12 protein-coding genes are annotated in these 18,302 nt (G+C 46.4%); 5 read left to right on the top strand and 7 right to left on the bottom strand.

The window, feature by feature from the left end; genetic code table 11:
- Positions 1 to 24: 24 nt before the first annotated feature.
- Positions 25 to 1,224, bottom strand: a complete 1,200-nt coding sequence (gene ackA, locus B5P39_RS15255) for an acetate kinase (protein ID WP_011716599.1) — start codon at positions 1,222 to 1,224, stop codon at positions 25 to 27.
- Between the two features lie 141 nt (positions 1,225 to 1,365).
- On the opposite strand from ackA, the gene yfbV reads away from it, so the two are divergent.
- On the top strand, positions 1,366 to 1,809 hold the full coding sequence (gene yfbV / locus B5P39_RS15250; protein WP_083757889.1) for a terminus macrodomain insulation protein YfbV: 444 nt from the start codon (positions 1,366 to 1,368) through the stop codon (positions 1,807 to 1,809).
- 15 nt (positions 1,810 to 1,824) lie between these two features.
- On the opposite strand, the gene pflA is transcribed toward yfbV, so the two are convergent.
- Together pflA and pflB are read right to left on the bottom strand one after the other, a co-directional pair.
- On the bottom strand, positions 1,825 to 2,565 hold the full coding sequence (gene pflA, locus B5P39_RS15245) for a pyruvate formate lyase 1-activating protein (RefSeq protein ID WP_088212124.1): 741 nt from the start codon (positions 2,563 to 2,565) through the stop codon (positions 1,825 to 1,827).
- Between the two features lie 63 nt (positions 2,566 to 2,628).
- On the bottom strand, positions 2,629 to 4,911 hold the full coding sequence (gene pflB / locus B5P39_RS15240) for a formate C-acetyltransferase (RefSeq protein WP_088212123.1): 2,283 nt from the start codon (positions 4,909 to 4,911) through the stop codon (positions 2,629 to 2,631).
- A 1,019-nt stretch (positions 4,912 to 5,930) separates the two neighbouring features.
- Here pflB and focA point away from each other — a divergent pair.
- Both focA and yfcC read left to right on the top strand, forming a co-directional pair.
- Positions 5,931 to 6,905, top strand: coding sequence for a formate transporter FocA (focA, locus tag B5P39_RS15230; RefSeq protein ID WP_011716602.1), 975 nt, complete (start codon positions 5,931 to 5,933; stop codon positions 6,903 to 6,905).
- Positions 6,906 to 7,174: 269 nt separating this feature from the next.
- The gene (gene yfcC, locus B5P39_RS15225) at positions 7,175 to 8,743 is read left to right on the top strand and encodes a putative basic amino acid antiporter YfcC (RefSeq protein WP_217895745.1); all 1,569 of its coding nucleotides are present in this window, start codon (positions 7,175 to 7,177) and stop codon (positions 8,741 to 8,743) included.
- Positions 8,744 to 8,894: 151 nt separating this feature from the next.
- Here the strand turns inward: yfcC and B5P39_RS15220 are convergent, their stop codons facing one another.
- The 4 genes from B5P39_RS15220 to cysK all read right to left on the bottom strand — a co-directional run bounded on the left by B5P39_RS15220 (position 8,895) and on the right by cysK (position 15,575).
- The gene (locus B5P39_RS15220) at positions 8,895 to 11,543 is read right to left on the bottom strand and encodes a TonB-dependent receptor plug domain-containing protein (RefSeq protein WP_088212121.1); all 2,649 of its coding nucleotides are present in this window, start codon (positions 11,541 to 11,543) and stop codon (positions 8,895 to 8,897) included.
- A 665-nt stretch (positions 11,544 to 12,208) separates the two neighbouring features.
- Positions 12,209 to 13,198, bottom strand: a complete 990-nt coding sequence (locus B5P39_RS15215) for a TDT family transporter (RefSeq protein WP_088212120.1) — start codon at positions 13,196 to 13,198, stop codon at positions 12,209 to 12,211.
- 121 nt (positions 13,199 to 13,319) lie between these two features.
- The gene (locus B5P39_RS15210; RefSeq protein ID WP_088212119.1) at positions 13,320 to 14,393 is read right to left on the bottom strand and encodes a methyltransferase; all 1,074 of its coding nucleotides are present in this window, start codon (positions 14,391 to 14,393) and stop codon (positions 13,320 to 13,322) included.
- A gap of 213 nt (positions 14,394 to 14,606) precedes the next feature.
- Positions 14,607 to 15,575, bottom strand: a complete 969-nt coding sequence (cysK, locus tag B5P39_RS15205) for a cysteine synthase A (RefSeq protein ID WP_011622282.1) — start codon at positions 15,573 to 15,575, stop codon at positions 14,607 to 14,609.
- Positions 15,576 to 15,820: 245 nt separating this feature from the next.
- Here cysK and B5P39_RS15200 point away from each other — a divergent pair, with 245 nt between their 5' ends.
- Complete coding sequence (locus B5P39_RS15200) at positions 15,821 to 17,155, top strand: RDD family protein (RefSeq protein WP_088212118.1); 1,335 nt, start codon at positions 15,821 to 15,823, stop codon at positions 17,153 to 17,155.
- Complete coding sequence (locus tag B5P39_RS15195; RefSeq protein WP_088212117.1) at positions 17,152 to 18,273, top strand: beta-ketoacyl-ACP synthase III; 1,122 nt, start codon at positions 17,152 to 17,154, stop codon at positions 18,271 to 18,273. The genes B5P39_RS15200 and B5P39_RS15195 overlap by 4 nt, the downstream gene beginning before the upstream one ends.
- Positions 18,274 to 18,302: the final 29 nt, after the last annotated feature.

Raw genomic sequence — 18,302 nt, 5'->3', positions numbered from 1 at the left:
GAGCAAACGGCTTGGATCATCTTATTATTTAGTAATGAGTTTAATCGAATCTTCGGCGATAACCCACTCTTCGTTGGTCGGGATGACCATGGCAACAGTACTGTTGTCTGTGGTGATGATGCCTTTCTTGCCGAAGCGGGCCGCTTTGTTACGCTCGCTATCCACATGGAAATTGAAGATTTGCAGCATGTTGAGCACTTTCTCACGGATGATGTCAGAGTTTTCGCCGATACCACCGGTAAAGACCACTGCATCTAAACGACCGAGCGGCACAGTGTAAGACGCGATATATTTCGCCAGACGGTAGCAGAAGATTTCCAGTGCTAAGGTCGCGCCTTTGTGACCATCTGCATAACCTTCTTCGATGCCACGGCAATCGTTGGTCAGCTCAGAAATCCCGAGCAAACCACTTTGCTTGTTCATCAGGTTGTTGACTTCTTCCAGTGTGTAACCCAGTTGGTGCACTAAGTGGTAGATAATTGATGGGTCGAGATCGCCACAGCGAGTGCCCATGACTAAGCCTTCAAGCGGCGTCAGTCCCATTGAGGTATCAACACTCTTACCGCCTTTAACCGCCGTCACAGAGGCACCGTTACCTAAGTGCGCGCAGATCACATTGGTTTCTTCTAAAGGTTTGTTCAACACTTTAGCGGCTTCACGGCTGACAAACAGGTGGCTAGTGCCGTGCATACCATAGCGGCGGATACCGTGCTCACGGTACAGCTTGTATGGTAGAGCGTAGATGTACGCGCGCTCAGGCATGCTTTGATGGAATGCAGTATCGAATACCGCCACTTGTGGCAGTTTAGGGAAAGAGGCAATGGCCGCGCGAATACCGATAAGGTGGGCTGGGTTATGCAGTGGCGCCAGTGAAGAACATTCTTCAATACCTTTGATCACATGCTCATCAATAATTACAGAGCGGGTGAACTTCTCACCGCCGTGTACGATTCGGTGACCCACGGCTTGAATCTGCGCGGCTAATTCAGGTTGACCAGCAAGGATTTTATTGACGATAAATTCAACGGCTTCGCGGTGAGCGGTAAATGCACCTAAAGAGGACTCATGCTTTTCACCGTTGATTTTCCATTTAATGCGTGAGTCTTCTAAGCCAAAACACTCGGCTAGGCCAGAGATCTGATCGTCACCTGTTTGCGCGTCAATGACGGCAAATTTGAGTGAAGAGCTACCGCAATTGAGTACTAAAACCAGTTTATTAGACATGTGTAAACCTTTTGCCATTGTGTTTAAGTTAACGATTCAAAATCTTGGGAACGCTTGCGTAATTTGCCATCACAGTCTTGGGGCGCAGTGCCAGATTGTGCTATGGTAAAAGCAGTGTTCCTCTGTTGTAGGTGTCTAGAATTGAGTATCAATATTCTCAAAACCTTAGGTGACGGTCGTCGTTATATGAAGACGTGGCCTATGGTTAGACAACTGGGTTTGTATTTTCCTGAGTATCGGGTGGTACGCGCCACTCAGCTTGCCATTCTGGTGATGCCAGTGCTGGCGATTTTGGCGAGTGTGAGTCAGATTTATACCTATGGTTGGGCGTTTTTACCCCAAGCCCTCACTATCGCGTTGTTCTTTATTAGCCTGCCGTTGCAGGGCTTATTGTGGTTAGGCTGGCGTGCGCGCCATCCTTTACCTTTATCGCTGTTCGACTGGAGTAATCAGTTGAGTGCGAAATTATCTGCCATGGGCATTCATTGCCAATCCTTGGGCGCTAAGGCGTGTTACCTCGATATGGCGCTCATTTTAAAAATAGCCTTTGAGCGCTTAGATGCCAGTTATTGGGAGGAGCTTTAAGCCTCCCTTGGCGTCTTAATACACCGCATTAATCCCCTGTGAGCTAAACACAGCTTTAATTTTTTCCATGGTGTCGCGACTCGGTGGTGCGACGCCATCGAGTTGATAACTTTCTCCCATCGCTTCCCACTTGTGTTTACCCAGCTCGTGGTAGGGCAGGAGTTCAACTTTTTCAATATTCTTCATGGGCTTGATAAATTCGGCCAGCTGTAATGCCGAAGCTTCATCGTCGGTAAATCCACCCACGACCACATAACGTATCCAGGTAGGCTGATTGCGTTTGGCGAGATACTCGGCAAATTGCAACGTTCTGTGGTTACTGACCTTAGTCAGTTCAATGTGTTTATCGTCATTCATTTGTTTGATATCGAGCAACACCAGATCGGTATTATCGAGTAGCTCATCAATCACTGGCGTGTACTTACGCACAAAGCCGTTGGTATCTAAACAGGTATGAATGCCTTCTTTCTTACAGGCTTTAAAGAGTTCGGCGACAAACTCCGCCTGTAATATGGCTTCGCCACCGCTGGCAGTCACACCGCCGTTGCTGGCATCGAGGAAGGGGCGGTAGCTAACGATTTGGCTCATTAACTCGTCGACCTGTACTTCTTTGCCACCATCAAGATCCCAAGTATCACGGTTATGACAATACTGACAGCGCATTAAACAGCCCTGCATAAAGGTGATAAACCGTATGCCTGGACCATCCACTGTGCCAAAGGATTCCACTGAGTGGATCCGACCGGTAACTGCCATTGTGACTCCTGTTGAAATAAGTGAGGCTGTAGCACATTGTACTACAGCCTTACCTAATTTAGCTTACAGACCTTTTGTGAAAGTACGTGTGATCACGTCTTGCTGCTGCTCTGGGGTCAAAGAGTTAAAGCGCACTGCGTAACCCGATACCCGGATGGTCAGTTGCGGATACTTGTCAGGGTTAACGACCGCATCCTCAAGCATTTCACGGTTCATCACGTTAACGTTCAAGTGTTGACCGCCTTCGTGTCCTTCGTTGTGGGCGAAATATCCGTCCATCAACGCCGCGAGGTTAGTACGTCGACCGTCTTCATCTTTACCTAAGGCATTAGGCACGATGGAGAAGGTGTAAGAGATACCGTCCTGTGCGTGGGCAAAAGGCAGTTTTGCCACTGAGGTTAACGAGGCAATCGCGCCTTTCTCATCACGGCCGTGCATTGGGTTTGCACCCGGTGCAAATGGCGCACCTGAACGGCGACCGTCTGGCGTGTTACCGGTTTTCTTACCATAAACCACGTTAGAGGTAATGGTCAGAATTGACTGAGTTGGGATAGCGTTGCGGTACATTTTACGGTCGCGGATCTTCGACATAAAACGTTCCACTAAGTCACAGGCGATATCGTCGACGCGTGGGTCATTGTTACCAAATTTTGGATAATCACCGCTGATCTCAAAGTCGACGGCAATGCCTTTTTCATCACGCACAGGTTTAACTTGAGCGTACTTGATGGCAGACAGTGAGTCGGCTGCGATAGAAAGCCCTGCGATACCACAAGCCATAGTACGACGTACGTCTCTGTCGTGCAGCGCCATTAGCGCAGCTTCGTAGGAGTACTTGTCGTGCATGTAGTGAATAGAGTTCAGCGCAGTGACATATTGCGTCGCTAACCAATCCATCAGGCCGTCTAAACGATTCATCACGTCATCGAAGTTCAACACTTCGTCGGTGATGGGGTCGGCTTTTGGGGCGATTTGGATTTTCAGTTTTTCGTCAACACCGCCGTTAATCGCATACAACATGGTTTTTGCCAAGTTTGCACGGGCGCCGAAAAACTGCATGTGTTTACCCACAACCATTGGGCTCACGCAGCAAGCGATAGCGTAATCGTCAGATTGGAAATCTGGGCGCATTAAGTCATCGTTTTCGTACTGGATAGAGCTGGTGTCGATAGACACTTTCGCGCAGTACTTTTTAAAGCCTACAGGTAGTTTGTCAGACCAGAGCACAGTGATGTTTGGCTCTGGGCTTGGGCCCATAGTGTATAAGGTGTTTAAGAAACGGAAGCTGGATTTGGTTACCAGTGTACGGCCATCTAAGCCCATACCGCCGATTGATTCAGTTGCCCAAATTGGATCGCCTGAGAATAACTCATCGTATTCTGGGGTACGTAGGAAGCGCACCATACGCAGTTTCATCACGAAATGGTCAATCATTTCTTGAGCTTGTTGCTCAGTGATGATGCCGTTTTTCAGATCGCGCTCGATGTAGATGTCGAGGAAAGATGAGGTACGGCCTAAAGACATTGCCGCGCCGTTTTGGCTCTTCACAGCGGCTAAGTAGCCAAAATATGTCCATTGAATCGCTTCTTTGGCGTTAGCGGCTGGGCGAGAAATATCGAAACCGTATTTAGCCGCCATGGTCTTCATTTGACCTAGAGCGCGGTGCTGCTCGGCAATTTCTTCACGCAGTTGGATAACGTTAGATAAATCTTCGCCGGCTTCGAACTGCGCTTGCAGTGAGCTGAACTGGGCAAATTTATCTTTCATTAAGAAGTCGATACCGTAGAGCGCTACGCGGCGATAGTCACCGATAATACGGCCACGACCATAGGCATCGGGTAAACCGGTTAATACGCCGGATTTACGGCACGCCATGATTTCTGGGGTGTAGACGTCGAATACGCCTTGGTTGTGGGTTTTACGCAGTTCTGAGTAGATGTATTTTACATCGGCGTCGAGTTCGCGGTTGTAAGCGGCACATGAGCCTTCAACCATGCGAATACCACCGTTAGGTAACATAGCGCGCTTGAGCGGCGCATCAGTTTGTAAACCAACGATAGTTTCTAAATCTTTATTGATATAACCCGCGTCATGGGAAGTGATGGTAGAGACCATCTTAGTATCGAAATCAACTGGCGCGTGGGTGCGGTTTTCTTGCTTGATGCCTTCCATCACTTTGTCCCACAACTGGGTTGTGGCTTCGGTGGCACCGGCTAGGAATGACTCGTCACCTTCATAGGGAGCATAGTTTTGTTGAATAAAGTCACGTACATTGACTTCAGATTTCCAATCGCCAGGGGTAAAACCTTCCCATGCGTTGGCAAACAGTTCAGTTTTGTCGGTCATCGTACTAATACCTTTTGGTTGAGATAAAGGTCATTGGCGCTCATGGGGCAAACCATGTTGAGTATAGGCCAATCGCTATTTCCTGATTAAAGCTCCCTTCAAGATGACGCCCTATGATGGGAACTGGAACTTGGGGATATTTATCGCGCCAAGTGTCTGTCTATTGATACCCGATAAGATGACAAATATTCGTTTAACTTGGATTATCGGTTATCGATAACTCTTTTATAAATTGGTAAGACCAATTATCCATGAGCATATTAGCATAGCTCTTATACTCGCGCATCTTAAACGGGCGAGTTTGTGCCCGGTTAATCGCAAATTTGCTAGCAAGGTAGCATTTTTTTAGCACAATAAGGTTTAAAGCACGCTTTTGCTGGCCCATTAGCAGCCAATGTCATCGCTTATTTGATTGACTGTCGCGCTTTTAACCGACGAAAGCTATCACCGTATCGATTGATTTTAATTGTTTACGATTTAGGCGGTCTTTGGCCTGATAATACAGTCGTCGCAAAAGGCTTGTTTATACGGGATGCTAGGCGGTGGTAGGGTATTTGACGGAAAATAAGTCAGTATGAAATCGTTTGGTTTGAGGGGATAGGAAACATGATTGTTTCTCCTCAAATTAATGCAGGGCGAACAGTGGCGTCGTCAACAAGCCGTCATCTTGATTATAGAAACTCACCTTTTGTAAGGTTAAATCTGCTTCATCTTGCCTAAAAATGATCTTGAAAAGCAGCATGGCAAATTGGCTAAAGGTGATTTAAATTGGTATGACCAATTAACCTTTTGTGTTTATGGCTTCAAAATTTTTACATTTTACCTGTGAATAACATCACGCTTTGGCAAACTCTGCTTCACGGCTAATGCGAATTGTATGTTACAAAGCGTGACTTTAGTGAGTCATCATTTAAGCAAGTCTTAATGTAAATGTTGATTGGTTTGATCTGCGCTTGGGCGCTGTAGGAGAGACCTATGTTGCAAGTTCGCGTTTGTTTATCGGCTTTGGGAGTACAGTTATGAAAGACTCACACGCTAACGCTCCACAAACATCCTCGACTGGCCATGAGCCAATACAGGTTTCTTCGCATTTTAGCTGTTATCACCAAGCCGAAATTTACGGCAAAAGCAAAGTGGTTAAGGCGCCTTGGCAATCCTTTGGTTTAGCGGTATTTGCTGGCGCTTTTATTGCCTTAGCCTTTGTGTTTTATCTGACTGTCACCACGGGTGCGGGTGATAGCGCTTGGGGCTTAGTGCGCCTCGTGGGCGGGATTGCCTTCAGCTTAGGCTTAATTTTGGTGGTAATTTGTGGTGGCGAGCTCTTTACGAGCTCGGTGCTGAGCAGCGTTGCATGGGCGCAAAAGCAGGTGACCACCAGTGAATTGCTCAAATGCTGGAGCCGCGTGTATATCGGCAACTTTGTCGGCGCCATGTTAATGGTTGGCTTGATCATGGCGGCGGGTTTATATGAACTCGATGGCGGCAACTGGGGCTTAAATGCGTTAAAAGTGTCGCAACATAAGCTACACCATACTTGGGTACAGGCATTTAGCTTAGGTATTTTATGTAACATGTTGGTGTGTCTGGGTATTTGGATGACCTTCGCCAGCCGCGAATCCCTAACTAAAGCGATTTTACTGATCCTCCCGGTAGCCATGTTTGTCAGCAGTGGCTTTGAACACAGTATCGCAAACCTGTTTATGGTGCCGCTTGGGATCACTATTCAGTCGGTCGCTAGCCCTGAGTTTTTTGCATCCCTAGGCGTGACCCAAGAACAATTTGCCGATTTAACCGTGGCAAACTTCGTATTCAATAACTTAATTCCCGTGACCTTAGGAAACATTGTCGGCGGCGGTGTGATCGTTGGCCTCGGTTATTGGTGGATTGAGCAGGGCCAAATTGCCTTACCCGATCCGCAAAAATCCCATCAACCGCACTTTTTTGCATCGCCCTTACATACCGAAAAGGCGAAAAATAGCCAAGAAAGTAAGTAAGAGAGTTAGTCACTAAGCGAGTCAGTCGCTTAGATTTGGGATAACAGCTCCTTGAGTGATTGTTTGCCTTAGGCTTATAAAAAATGCCCAGTGTTACTGGGCATTTTTGTGCTGCATTCGCAGTAACACGCTTTTTATGCAGATTAGCTGTTTGTGATAGATGTAAGCATTTTGCGTATTCATGTAAGCGAATGAAGATTTTATGTACTGATTTACAGCGCTTTAGTTTATAGTGCGGCCTTTTCCGTTTGACATAAAATGGCGCATCTATGACGACTCCACCCTCGACGACTCAGCCAACAGAAGCAGCTCAGACTGCTATGGCCCCATCCGTTTCACATACTCCCTCAGCCTTTCAAATGCCCGATACCTTAGTGATCATCTTTTTTGTGGCATTACTTGCGGGATTAATGACTTACTTTATCCCCATTGGCTCGTTTCAAACCCAAGAGGTGCATTATCTGGCCGATGGCGTCGATAAAGCGCGGACTGTCGTCGACCCTAATTCTTTTGCCTATCAATTGGATGATGCGGGCGAGCCTAAGTTACAACCCGTGGCACTGTTTAAAGGCGAGGGCGGCGTTGGCTTTTTTAACTTCGCTTTTGAGGGCCTGACATCGGGGTCTAAATGGGGCAGCGCGATTGGCGTTATCATGTTTATGCTAGTGATTGGCGGCTCTTTTGGGGTCGTAATGGCCACAGGCACCATAGATAACGGCATCTTAAAGTTAATCGATAAAACCCGTGGCAATGAAAAGCTATTCATTCCGGTGATATTTACGCTGTTTTCCTTAGGCGGCGCCGTGTTTGGCATGGGAGAAGAGGCCATTGCCTTTGCCATTATCATCTGCCCACTCATGATCCGTTTAGGGTATGACGGTATCACTACTGTGATGGTGACCTATGTGGCGACCCAAATTGGTTTTGCCAGTTCTTGGATGAATCCCTTCAGTGTGGCTATTGCGCAGGGCATTGCAGGGATCCCGGTTCTTTCAGGCAGCGAGTTTCGTTTCCCCATGTGGCTTGGATTCACATTGCTTGGCATCGTTTTTACCATGCGTTACGCCCATCGTATTCAGCAGCAACCCAGTCTCTCCCATAGTTATCAGTCCGATGCTTATTTCCGTGAGCACCATGCCAATACTCAGCTCGAGAGCCGCTTTAATCTTGGGGATGTGTTGGTGCTGTTGTTGTTAGTGTTAACTATGGTGTGGGTGATTTGGGGCGTTGTGGCAAAGGCGTGGTTTATCCCTGAGATCGCTAGTCAGTTTTTTACCATGGGCATAGTTGCCGGCGTCATTGGCTGCGTTTTTAAGCTCAATGGCTTAACGCTTAACAAGGTGGCGCAGAGTTTTAAAGATGGCGCTAAAACCATGCTAGAGCCAGCACTTTTAGTGGGATGCGCCTCGGGGATTTTACTACTCCTTGGCGGTGGAACACCGACTGAACCGAGTGTGCTTAATTCGATTCTTAATAGCGCAGGCGGGGTGATAGGCCATCTGCCGGATGCGCTCTCGGCGTGGTTTATGTTGTTATTTCAATCCGTATTCAACTTTTTTGTGACCTCAGGATCAGGGCAGGCCGCACTGACTATGCCACTGATGGCACCTCTCTCTGATATCGTCGGTGTGACGCGCCAAGTGGCGGTATTGGCCTTTCAGCTTGGCGACGGGCTCACCAATATCATAGTGCCCACCTCAGCGTCTTTAATGGCGACCCTTGGTGTATGCCGCGTCGATTGGGGCAACTGGTTGAAATTTGTCTGGCGTTTTATGTTGCTGCTGATGTTGGTCTCAAGTGTGCTGGTGATTGGCGCGCACTATCTTGGCTTTAACTAGCTGCGAGGATTTAGCTAGGCGCTAGGGGCCACCTAAAGCAGCGGGTAAATAGGCGCTCAGGGTTAACTCAGTTAATTGGTTAAACAGGAGATAAAAAACGGCATCCGAGGATGCCGTTTTTGTTGTGGTTTTCTATCTTCCTATAGGGAGATTAGAATTTCACTTTGTATCCTGCAAACACGACACGACCTAAGATATTATGAGTATCAGTATCGTATCCAGGGTAACCTAAGCTGTAGTTAACCGTTGGCATTGCATCAAACAAGTTGCGAGCACCTACAGTGACTTTACCATAGCTGTCGAAGTCATAGTTCAGGGTGAGGTCCCATGTAGTGAACGATGAGAAGTCTTGCTTGTTTGTGCCAACTTCTTGTTGCTGTGGAGTTTCACCATCATAAGAGTCAATGTACTTAGCAATCAAAGATGCAGAGAAGTCATCGATGGCGTAGCTAAATGTTGTGTTGAAACGTAATGCTGGATAACCCTTAGTACCTAACACATCATAACGTTTAGCAATCGGGCTTGCTTGTTCTGTGTATTCAAGCGCATAAGTTCCTTCAACGGCAAACTTAAATGCACCAAATTCAGCAAAATCGAAGTTTGATGTGAATGACACGTCAAGACCTGAGGTTTGTACGCCATCCATGTTGATGTTACCAGCGCCAATTTCATCGATGGTGCCGTCAGCTTTACGTTTAACGTAGATGTAGTTAGGGTCATAAGCACCTAAACCACCAATTGCTTCTAAATCAACGATAGTTTGTGCATCGATATAGCTTACTTGGTCAGTGATTTCGATGTTGTAGTAGTCAACAACTAAGTCAATGTTTTCAGTAATATTCCATACGGCACCGAAAGAGTATTGAGCAGATTTCTCTGGGTCTAGGTCTTTATTACCTGAACTCTTACGTAGGTACTGGTTATCTTCACAAGCTGGATTGTCTTTTTGATCTGCAGGCAGACTTTGGCACAGAGTGGTGTCTGTGATTCTGTCGTAACTAGTCGCAGGTTTGCCTAACAGGTCATCCAGTGATGGAGCTCTAAAACCTTGACCGTAAGATGCTCGTAACACTAAGTTATCTAAGGCTTCGTAACGGACGTTAACTGAGCTAGAAAGCTGGCCAACATCAGGCAAGCTATATTGGTCGTAACGGCTAGCGAGTTTCACATTTAGGTGATCTAAAACTGGTAGTTCTAATTCAACGAATGCTGCTTTGTAGCTTCTATCACCAGCAGAATCACCACCGTAAGTTCCTAATACATTACCAGCTGCTTGTTGAGCATCACGGGTATCTTTGTATTCGATTTTTTGGTATTCCATACCCACAGCGTAACCTAAGTCACCACCTGGTAAGGAGATAGGAGCCAGTGCGGCCCATGATAATCCTGTACCAGTAGTGTTAGATGTTGCTTTACGAGTCGCTGTATGCAAGAAAGTATCTAAAGTTTCTTGGGTCGCATTACCACCCTCAACAAATGGGTTGTATAGACCTTTATCAACCGCTTCTTGTAACTTATCTTCGAATACGTAAGAGTCAGTTTCAATGTTTACGATTTGATCTGAGTATTGTACGTACCAGCTCAGAGAGCCTGCATCTAACTCAAGGTTTAGACCTGTGACAATGTCTACAACGTTTGAGTCGAATTCAGTCTTACGATCAGCTACGCCCTTCAAGCGATGATAAGCTTGAACTTCTGAAGCATTCGCTGTGCCGAATGTTGGGTTTAATGGATTATCTGCCGCCATGTATAGGTTAGGAGTCCACAGCGCGGTAGAAGACGTGATGGATTTATCACGCATTACGATAGCTTGACCAAACCACTCTAATTCATCAGTAATACGATAAGTCATATTAGAGAATACAGAGTCTTTTGTTTGATCTGGCAAATAGTCTGTACCATCAAACTGGTTAAAACCACAAGCTGAACCGTCTTTGGTGGTTACAATGCGATCGGCTGGACAATCTTTACCTGGAACCTGTAAGCCAGTGTAGACTGGGGTGCCGAAGGTACCATCTGCGTCTTTCACTGGGCGAGATTCAACTGGACGATATGTGCCTTCTGGTGCATATAAGCCACTACGGCCGTATTTCTTGTCCCAGTTCGCGGTTAAATGAGGACGTTGACCGCCTTGCAGTGGATCAAATTGCTTATGCTCGATGATCACTAAGCTGCTGCTTTTATCACTGGTATTACCGAAAGTGACAGAAGCTGACTTTTCGTCTCTTCCACCTTGAGTAGGGCTACCAAATTTGGCATCGAATGCTAAACCGTCAAAAGTCTTCTTAAGGATGATGTTGATTACACCACCGATAGCATCTGAACCATAAATTGCTGATGCACCGTCACGTAAAATTTCAATACGCTCGATTGCATCCATTGGAATTAAATTGAGGTTAGTAGCATCACCACCAAAGGTTGCAGATGGCGCAATACGGCGACCGTTGATTAAGGTTAACGTACGGTTCGAACCTAAACCACGCATACCTGAACTGGCATGGTTACTGGCAGAGCTACCTGCATCACTAATAAAACTACCAGCAGTGTTAAATGGCATTTGTGCTAAAACAGCAGAAACATCACTTAAACCTGTTTTGGCAATATCTTCGGCCGATAAAACAGTAACAGGTAACGCTGATTCCATATCAGTTCTTTGAATACGGGAACCTGTTACTTCAATACGTTCTACCTTAGCGTTATCCTCTGCAGCATAAACAACAGTACTAGATAAAGCTGCTGTTGTGGCACCACCAATTAACGCAAAGCGAACCGCTTTGGCTAATGTCGAATTAGCGCGCATATCATTCTCCCTTAACACTTGTTATTTGTTTAATTGTTATTTTAATTAAATACGGAACGTTTTAAGAAATAGAGCCCTATTTAATTAGGCTCAAGATATAACCACAAGAAAATAACAAGTGCAACAGTGTAAATTTGCGTAAGTTGCAATGCCTAGCTATTAATTGTTAATTAAATGTTTTTTGTTGGTTTTATTTGTGAGTGTGTTAGCGGTTTTTAGAAGTTTAAAACCAATTTTGGCAATAAAATCAGCATTAAATTTGAATATATATTAATAAATTGTTCTTATTTTGTAAAAATTGAAAGTTTTTGTAAGAATAAAATAATCATACTTTTTTTGTATATTTAGATTTTTATTTAACCTCGGTGTTTATACGGTTTTGAATACTGTATTTTTATTGGTGCCGTATTAAAAATAGCTTAAATCAGTAGATGCTGTACGGTTATTGACTAGTTGTTGAATATCTTTTATTCAGTGGATTTTAAGTATTCTGTGTTTTTAATTTAAGCTAACTATTTTATGGGGATTTTTTAGCAAAATGCACTTAACTAGACAAAAGAAGTGAATTTAAATTCACTTCTTTTGTCATGCAAATATTTTATGACATGAGATTTGAATGTGTTATAGACACCCGATGCTAAGCGTTTTTAATACTTATGAGTAGGTTAAGCTGTAGTGGTGTTATCTATTATGTGAGCAGGATTAGGTAGATAATGAGTTAAATACCTGAGTGCGACATAACAAACGACTATGGTTGCAACACCGAGTTCGAAGTCCGCAAGTAACCTTACCCAGTGGGTGAGGTCGCTCATTTGACGATATTGCGCGAGCCAGTGGGCGGTTTTAAACAGTGCCGTCGCGCCGATCACCATGGGAAAGGTGAAAGCGGCATAGCCTGGGCTAAAGGGCAATTTGAGCAGATGGAAAAAAGCGAGATAAATCACTGCTGTCATCAATACTGCAATACTGGCCAATACGGCGACCAAGGCAATCGAAGGCTGCTCGCACACAGTTAAGTAGCCTGCTAAGGATAGACTGGCTGGCGCGGCGAGGATGGCAATGGTGGGTTTAGCCGCATCGGGCACTGCCTGACAGAAGATTAATCGGTAGAGCATCAATGGCAGCATGACTAAATATGCGAGCATGCCGAAGGCTAGGATCAAGTTCACTAACCATGGCGCGCCATTACTGGGGAAGGATACTGCCGCCACTATGATGCCAATGGGTGGCACAAACCAGCTAGGCACCATATGTTCGAGCTTGAAGTCGATAGCGCGGTAATAGATAAAGGCACCTAAAAAGATGACATGGATAACAATGGCCCCTAGCCACAGAGTTAAGCCAGCATGGGGAAAATAATGGCCGAGTAGGTTCGAGACCACCATTACCGCCATGGCGAATGTTGGGATCACGCTACCAACAACCGGATGGCTGAGTTCGTTCTTCAGCACTGAGGGATGCAGAACAAATTTCGCAGCAAGCAGCATGAGTAAGACTGAGGCTATGACAGCCCCTGTCAGTTGGCCCCACCCATTGAGTGAGGGCATCACACTCTCCCAGGTCCAACCTAAGCTTGCAATCGCGAGGGCGAGTCCGCCCATGGGGCTGGGTAATTTTGCTGCCCGTGCTGTCCAGCGTTTACGTTTTGAAGTCATGTTTGTTACCTCTCAACACTGACATTAATTCGACGTGTTTGTCTGTTAATGTCAGTGTATGGCTGAGAGCGTGATAAATAAAATTGATTAATTTTATTCAGAGATTCAAATATTATTAATTTCAAGGTTTGCGTTTGCAGCGCAGTAAAGTATGCCCAAGGCCAAGGTTGTCAGTGTCTTCATCGACGTATAAGCCCGCTTGATGTAGTAACTTTATCAAGTCCTTAGAGTGGTACATACGGCTATTACCGTTGGCCATCGCAGTAAAGTACAAGCTTGTCGCATTGACGCAATAGGCTGAGGCGGCAGAGGGTTGTCTGTCCCAGAAGGTTTCGACAATGAACAACTGACTGTCTGGCGTCATCGCCTGAGCGGTGCGTTGCAAGATGCTAAGGATTTGCTCTTGAGAGAAGCAGTCGAGGAACTGGCTCATCCAATAGGTATCGGCGCCTTCGACAAAGGGGCGTGATTCATCGAGCAAATCGGTGGCAAAGGTGTGGATCCGCTCGGCAAAGCCATGCTTGGCGGCATTGTCTTTGGCTACGGCTAATTGGCCAGGGAAGTCCATCAGGGTGACTTCAACCTCAGGATTAAACTCGCAGCAGCTTAGCGCCCATTTACCCGTATTTCCGCCAATATCGACTAAGTGCTTGGGAGAATGGGCAAACACTAAGGGTAAAATCTGTGGAAAAGCATGATCAGAATAATAGTGATCGAAGGCAAACCAGCTGGCCTTAGCCTCAGCAGGTAAATCCTTAAGGGCGGGGTAAATCGTTTGCCAATCGCCAAATACCGCTAAGCCAGAGGGTTTACCCGCGACTAGCGCCTTATCGAGTTGAAACAGTCCCTGATAACACACGTCCTGCACAAAATTGAGGTTAATGGCCGCCATATCATCGTGCAGTAAAAAATAGCCAGTTTTATCGAGCACATAGGCGTCACCATTGAGCCATACCAGCCCCATGCTCAATCCCATATCGAGTAACACGCCAAGGGCATACTCGTTTAACACACTGGTTTGCGCAAGTTGGGCGATACTCAGCCCTTGTTCGCCAGCTTGGTCAATGGTGGCTAATACTTCAAATTTCAGCAGGCAATGGGCAACCTGAAAACTAATGGGGCCAAAGGCGATTTTTTGCGCTTCAAATTTGGCATCGAAAGCGCTTAAGGTTTTCGGGGTGTGGTAGAAGGACATAAATTGGTTGAGTTTACAAAGGAGTACAATCTTTATAGCGAAGTTAACGGCAAAAGTCAGAGCTGCGGTGGAAAACTATGAACTAGCTCCAACTTAGTGAATAAATACAGAACTGGAGGAGAGGGAAGCGGTGTTAATGGTGATTGCCCATCAATTTCGGCCATAAAAATACCCAGACAATGCTGGGTATTTTTAGCCGGACGAATCGACTTATTACTGAATGTTCTCTTCGTCGCCAAACTGACCTTGGAACAGTACAGAAGATAAGTAACGCTCGGCAGCCGAAGGCAGGATAACCACAATGTTTTTATCCGCAAACTCTGGCAGAGCCGCGATGCGGTTCGCCGCAACCACAGCAGCACCAGAAGAAATACCGACTAAAATGCCTTCTTCTTGCATCAAGCGGCGCGCCATGTCGATGGCTTCATCGTTGGTGACGGTTTCAACGCGATCGATTAACTCAAGATCTAAGTTGCCAGGGATAAAACCTGCGCCAATACCTTGAATCTTGTGCGGGCCTGGTTGCACAGGTAATCCCGCTAAGGTTTGGGTAATAACCGGTGAATCAGCGGGTTCTACCGCAACAGAAGTAATGGCTTTGCCAGCGACTTTTTTCAGGTAACGGCTTACACCTGTGATGGTACCGCCTGTACCTACACCCGCAACAAACACATCCACAGCACCATCGGTATCGTTCCAAATCTCTGGACCAGTGGTTTTTTCGTGGATTTCAGGGTTTGCAGGGTTATTAAACTGTTGCAGCATAATGTATTTTTCAGGCGCCGATTGACGGATTTCTTCCGCTTTATCGATAGCACCTTTCATGCCTTTTGCGCCTTCGGTCAGCACTAAGTTCGCACCTAAGGCTTTCAGCAGTTTACGCCGCTCTAAGCTCATAGTATTTGGCATAGTTAACGTCAGCTTGTAACCACGGGCAGCCGCCACATAGGCTAAGGCAATCCCGGTATTACCTGAGGTAGGCTCAATCAGTTCGTGATCTTTGGTGAGCAGGCCTTTTTTCTCGGCATCCCAAATCATATTGGCACCGATACGGCATTTGACACTGAAACTTGGATTACGTGCTTCGACCTTTGCCAGCACTTTACCTTGGCTTACGCGGTTTAAACGCACTAACGGGGTATTGCCAATAGTATATGAATTGTCTTCGAAAATTTTGCTCATGGATTGCTTGCTCCTATGTTTGCACTATTGAATCATAATCGCCTGTGGCGCATTTAGAAGTGATTGTTTGTTCTTCTTTATTCGATTTGGTTATTAAAGATAATCCTGTTATTCGCAAAGCCCAATTGGCAGTGGGTTTAACTGTGTTAACCTCTTGCTAACATCAATAAAAAATAACCTGTAAATAAGAATAACCACTTGATGTTTCACTTATAAAACTTCTATCGGAATCGGATTGCCACACTATGAAGCAACAACAAACGGACTTGGGCAAAGATCCAAGAACTATGGTCACCCCTAAGGCATTCACTATCGCCGAATCGGTACTTTATACCCCGTTAGCGACGCCATTTAAGCGGGCATTGGCGATGTTAATCGACGGTTTATTTATCACTATTTTAGCCGAACAAATGGATTGGCTGTTTGTTCTGCTGGTGGTGGGGATTATTTATATCGAGAAACGCAGTCGACAGTTTGGCCGTTTACTCAAATGGGGCCTGTATGCGGCCATGCTGGGGTTGATGCTCTTTAGCTCGGCGGGGAATTTGTGGAACTTCCATCAATCGGGTAAAACTTCGCGCGAAAAGGTCTCCGCGCCCCAGGATATCAATGCTGTTGTTAAGGCGATTCCGGGCCTTGTGTCCCTCGGACTCTGTGAAAATACCGATTGTGCCCGTGAACAGATCCGTGCTTTGCAACAGACGCTCGAGACTCAGACGCTTGAGAATGTGTCCATTGAGGGAATGTCGGCAGCTGAGCGCCGCGATATGGTACTAGATACTTTAGCGAGCTCGGAGTTATCCGAGGCAGATAAAGCACTGTTACGCGATGAAATTATGGTGGGCAGCCTCTGGCCAGAGGTGAAGGTGTTTGAAGTCACTCTGGATTCAACCAAGGGATTAGCTAAGAATTCAGCCAAGGATTCAAGCACATTATCACCGTCGTCAAAGCCAAATCAGTCGTCTGATGGCAAGCTTGACGCAGTTCCCGTATCTGAACCGCAAACTGATGGATTAGCCAACGCTCAAATCGATAATCGAGCTGCCATGGATAACGTTCCCTTAGTTTCTAACACCGACCTCAATCCTGCAGATCAAACCGAAGGCCGCAACAGTGAAACCGCCGATGAAGAAGAGAGTGACACCCGCAGTGTGCTGGCGTGGATCAAAGGCTTTATGAGCGATATGGGCTTAGGTTTTGGCTGGGCTGCATTTTACTTCACCGTGTTTACCGCCAAATTTGATGGTCAGACCTTAGGTAAGAAACTCTTAGGCATCCGCGTTATCCAACTCGATGGCGCTAAAATCAGTCTTTGGGGGGCATTTGGCCGTTATGGTGGTTATGCGGCGGGCTTCACGACGGGCTTACTGGGCTTTATGCAGATATTTTGGGATGCCAATCGGCAGGGGATCCAAGATAAAATATCTTCCACAGTCGTGATAGACTTAGCGCAAATGCATAAAAAGCAACAATTAGAGCAGCAACAGGCGCAGGCTGAACACGCATTGGCCGCCGTGCCAACACAGAATAATGCGACGTCTGCTCACCTTACAACAAGCACCCGTTCGGAGCACCTATGAAACAGGTCGTTATTTCTGGCAGCGGTTTATTTACGCCGCCACACAGTATTTCAAATGAAGCTTTGGTGGAGAGCTTCAACGCCTATGTCGATATGTTTAACCTTGAAAATGCAGGATTAATTGAGCAGGGCCATGTTGAGCCGCTGTCTTATTCCTCCAGTGAGTTTATCGAGAAGGCCTCGGGCATCAAACACAGATATGTGATGGTTAAAGACGGTATTCTCGATCCTGAAATCATGATGCCGCTTATTCCTGAGCGCGGCAGTGACGAGTTATCTATGCAGGCTGAAATTGGGGTTGAGGCGGCAGTGATGGCACTTAAGCAAGCGGATGTGAAGGCCGAGCAAATCGATTTAGTGATCGTTGCCTGTGCTTATACGCAGCGCGCTTATCCTGCGATGGCGATTGAAATCCAGCGGGCACTCGGTACCCGTGGCTATGGCTACGATATGCAGGTTGCCTGTTCTTCGGCCACCTTTGCCATTGTGGCCGCCGCCAATGCGATTGCGACGGGCTCGGCGTCGCGCGTGTTAGTGATTAACCCCGAAATTTGTTCGGCGCAGGTGAACTACCGTGACCGTGACAGTCACTTTATCTTCGGCGATGTAGCGACCGCTATGGTGCTCGAAGAGCAAAGCCTAGTGGCCGCCAATAAGGGCTTTAATATTGTTTCAAGTCGTTGTTTTACTGACTACTCAAACAATATTCGCAGTAATTTCGGTTTTTTAAATCGCTGCGATCCAAGCTCGGCGCATCAGGCGGATAAGTTATTCCATCAGCAGGGCCGCAAAGTCTTTAAAGAACTGTTGCCGATGATTTATCAGCATTTAGACGAGCATCTGGCCGAGCAATCCCTCACGCCACAGTCCTTTAAACGTTTGTGGTTGCACCAAGCCAACATCAACATGAACCAATTTGTGGTGAAAAAGCTGCTAGGGGATGAGGTAACGCCTGAGCAAGCGCCCGTAGTACTCGACGAGTATGCCAATACCGCCTCCGCAGGCTCAGTGATTGCCTTCCATAAATATTCCGCTGACTTTAACGCGGGCGATTTAGGGCTATTAAGCTCCTTTGGTGCGGGGTACTCCATCGGTAGCGTGATTTTGCAAAAACGCTAAATCGACTAAAGCCCCATTGCCAGCAATGG

The organism is Shewanella sp. Shew256 (assembly GCF_002196695.1).
Taxonomy (GTDB): Bacteria; Pseudomonadota; Gammaproteobacteria; order Enterobacterales; family Shewanellaceae; genus Shewanella; species Shewanella mangrovisoli.
Note: the sequence above shows the minus strand (reverse complement) of the source record. Positions and strands in the feature narration are given on the sequence as shown.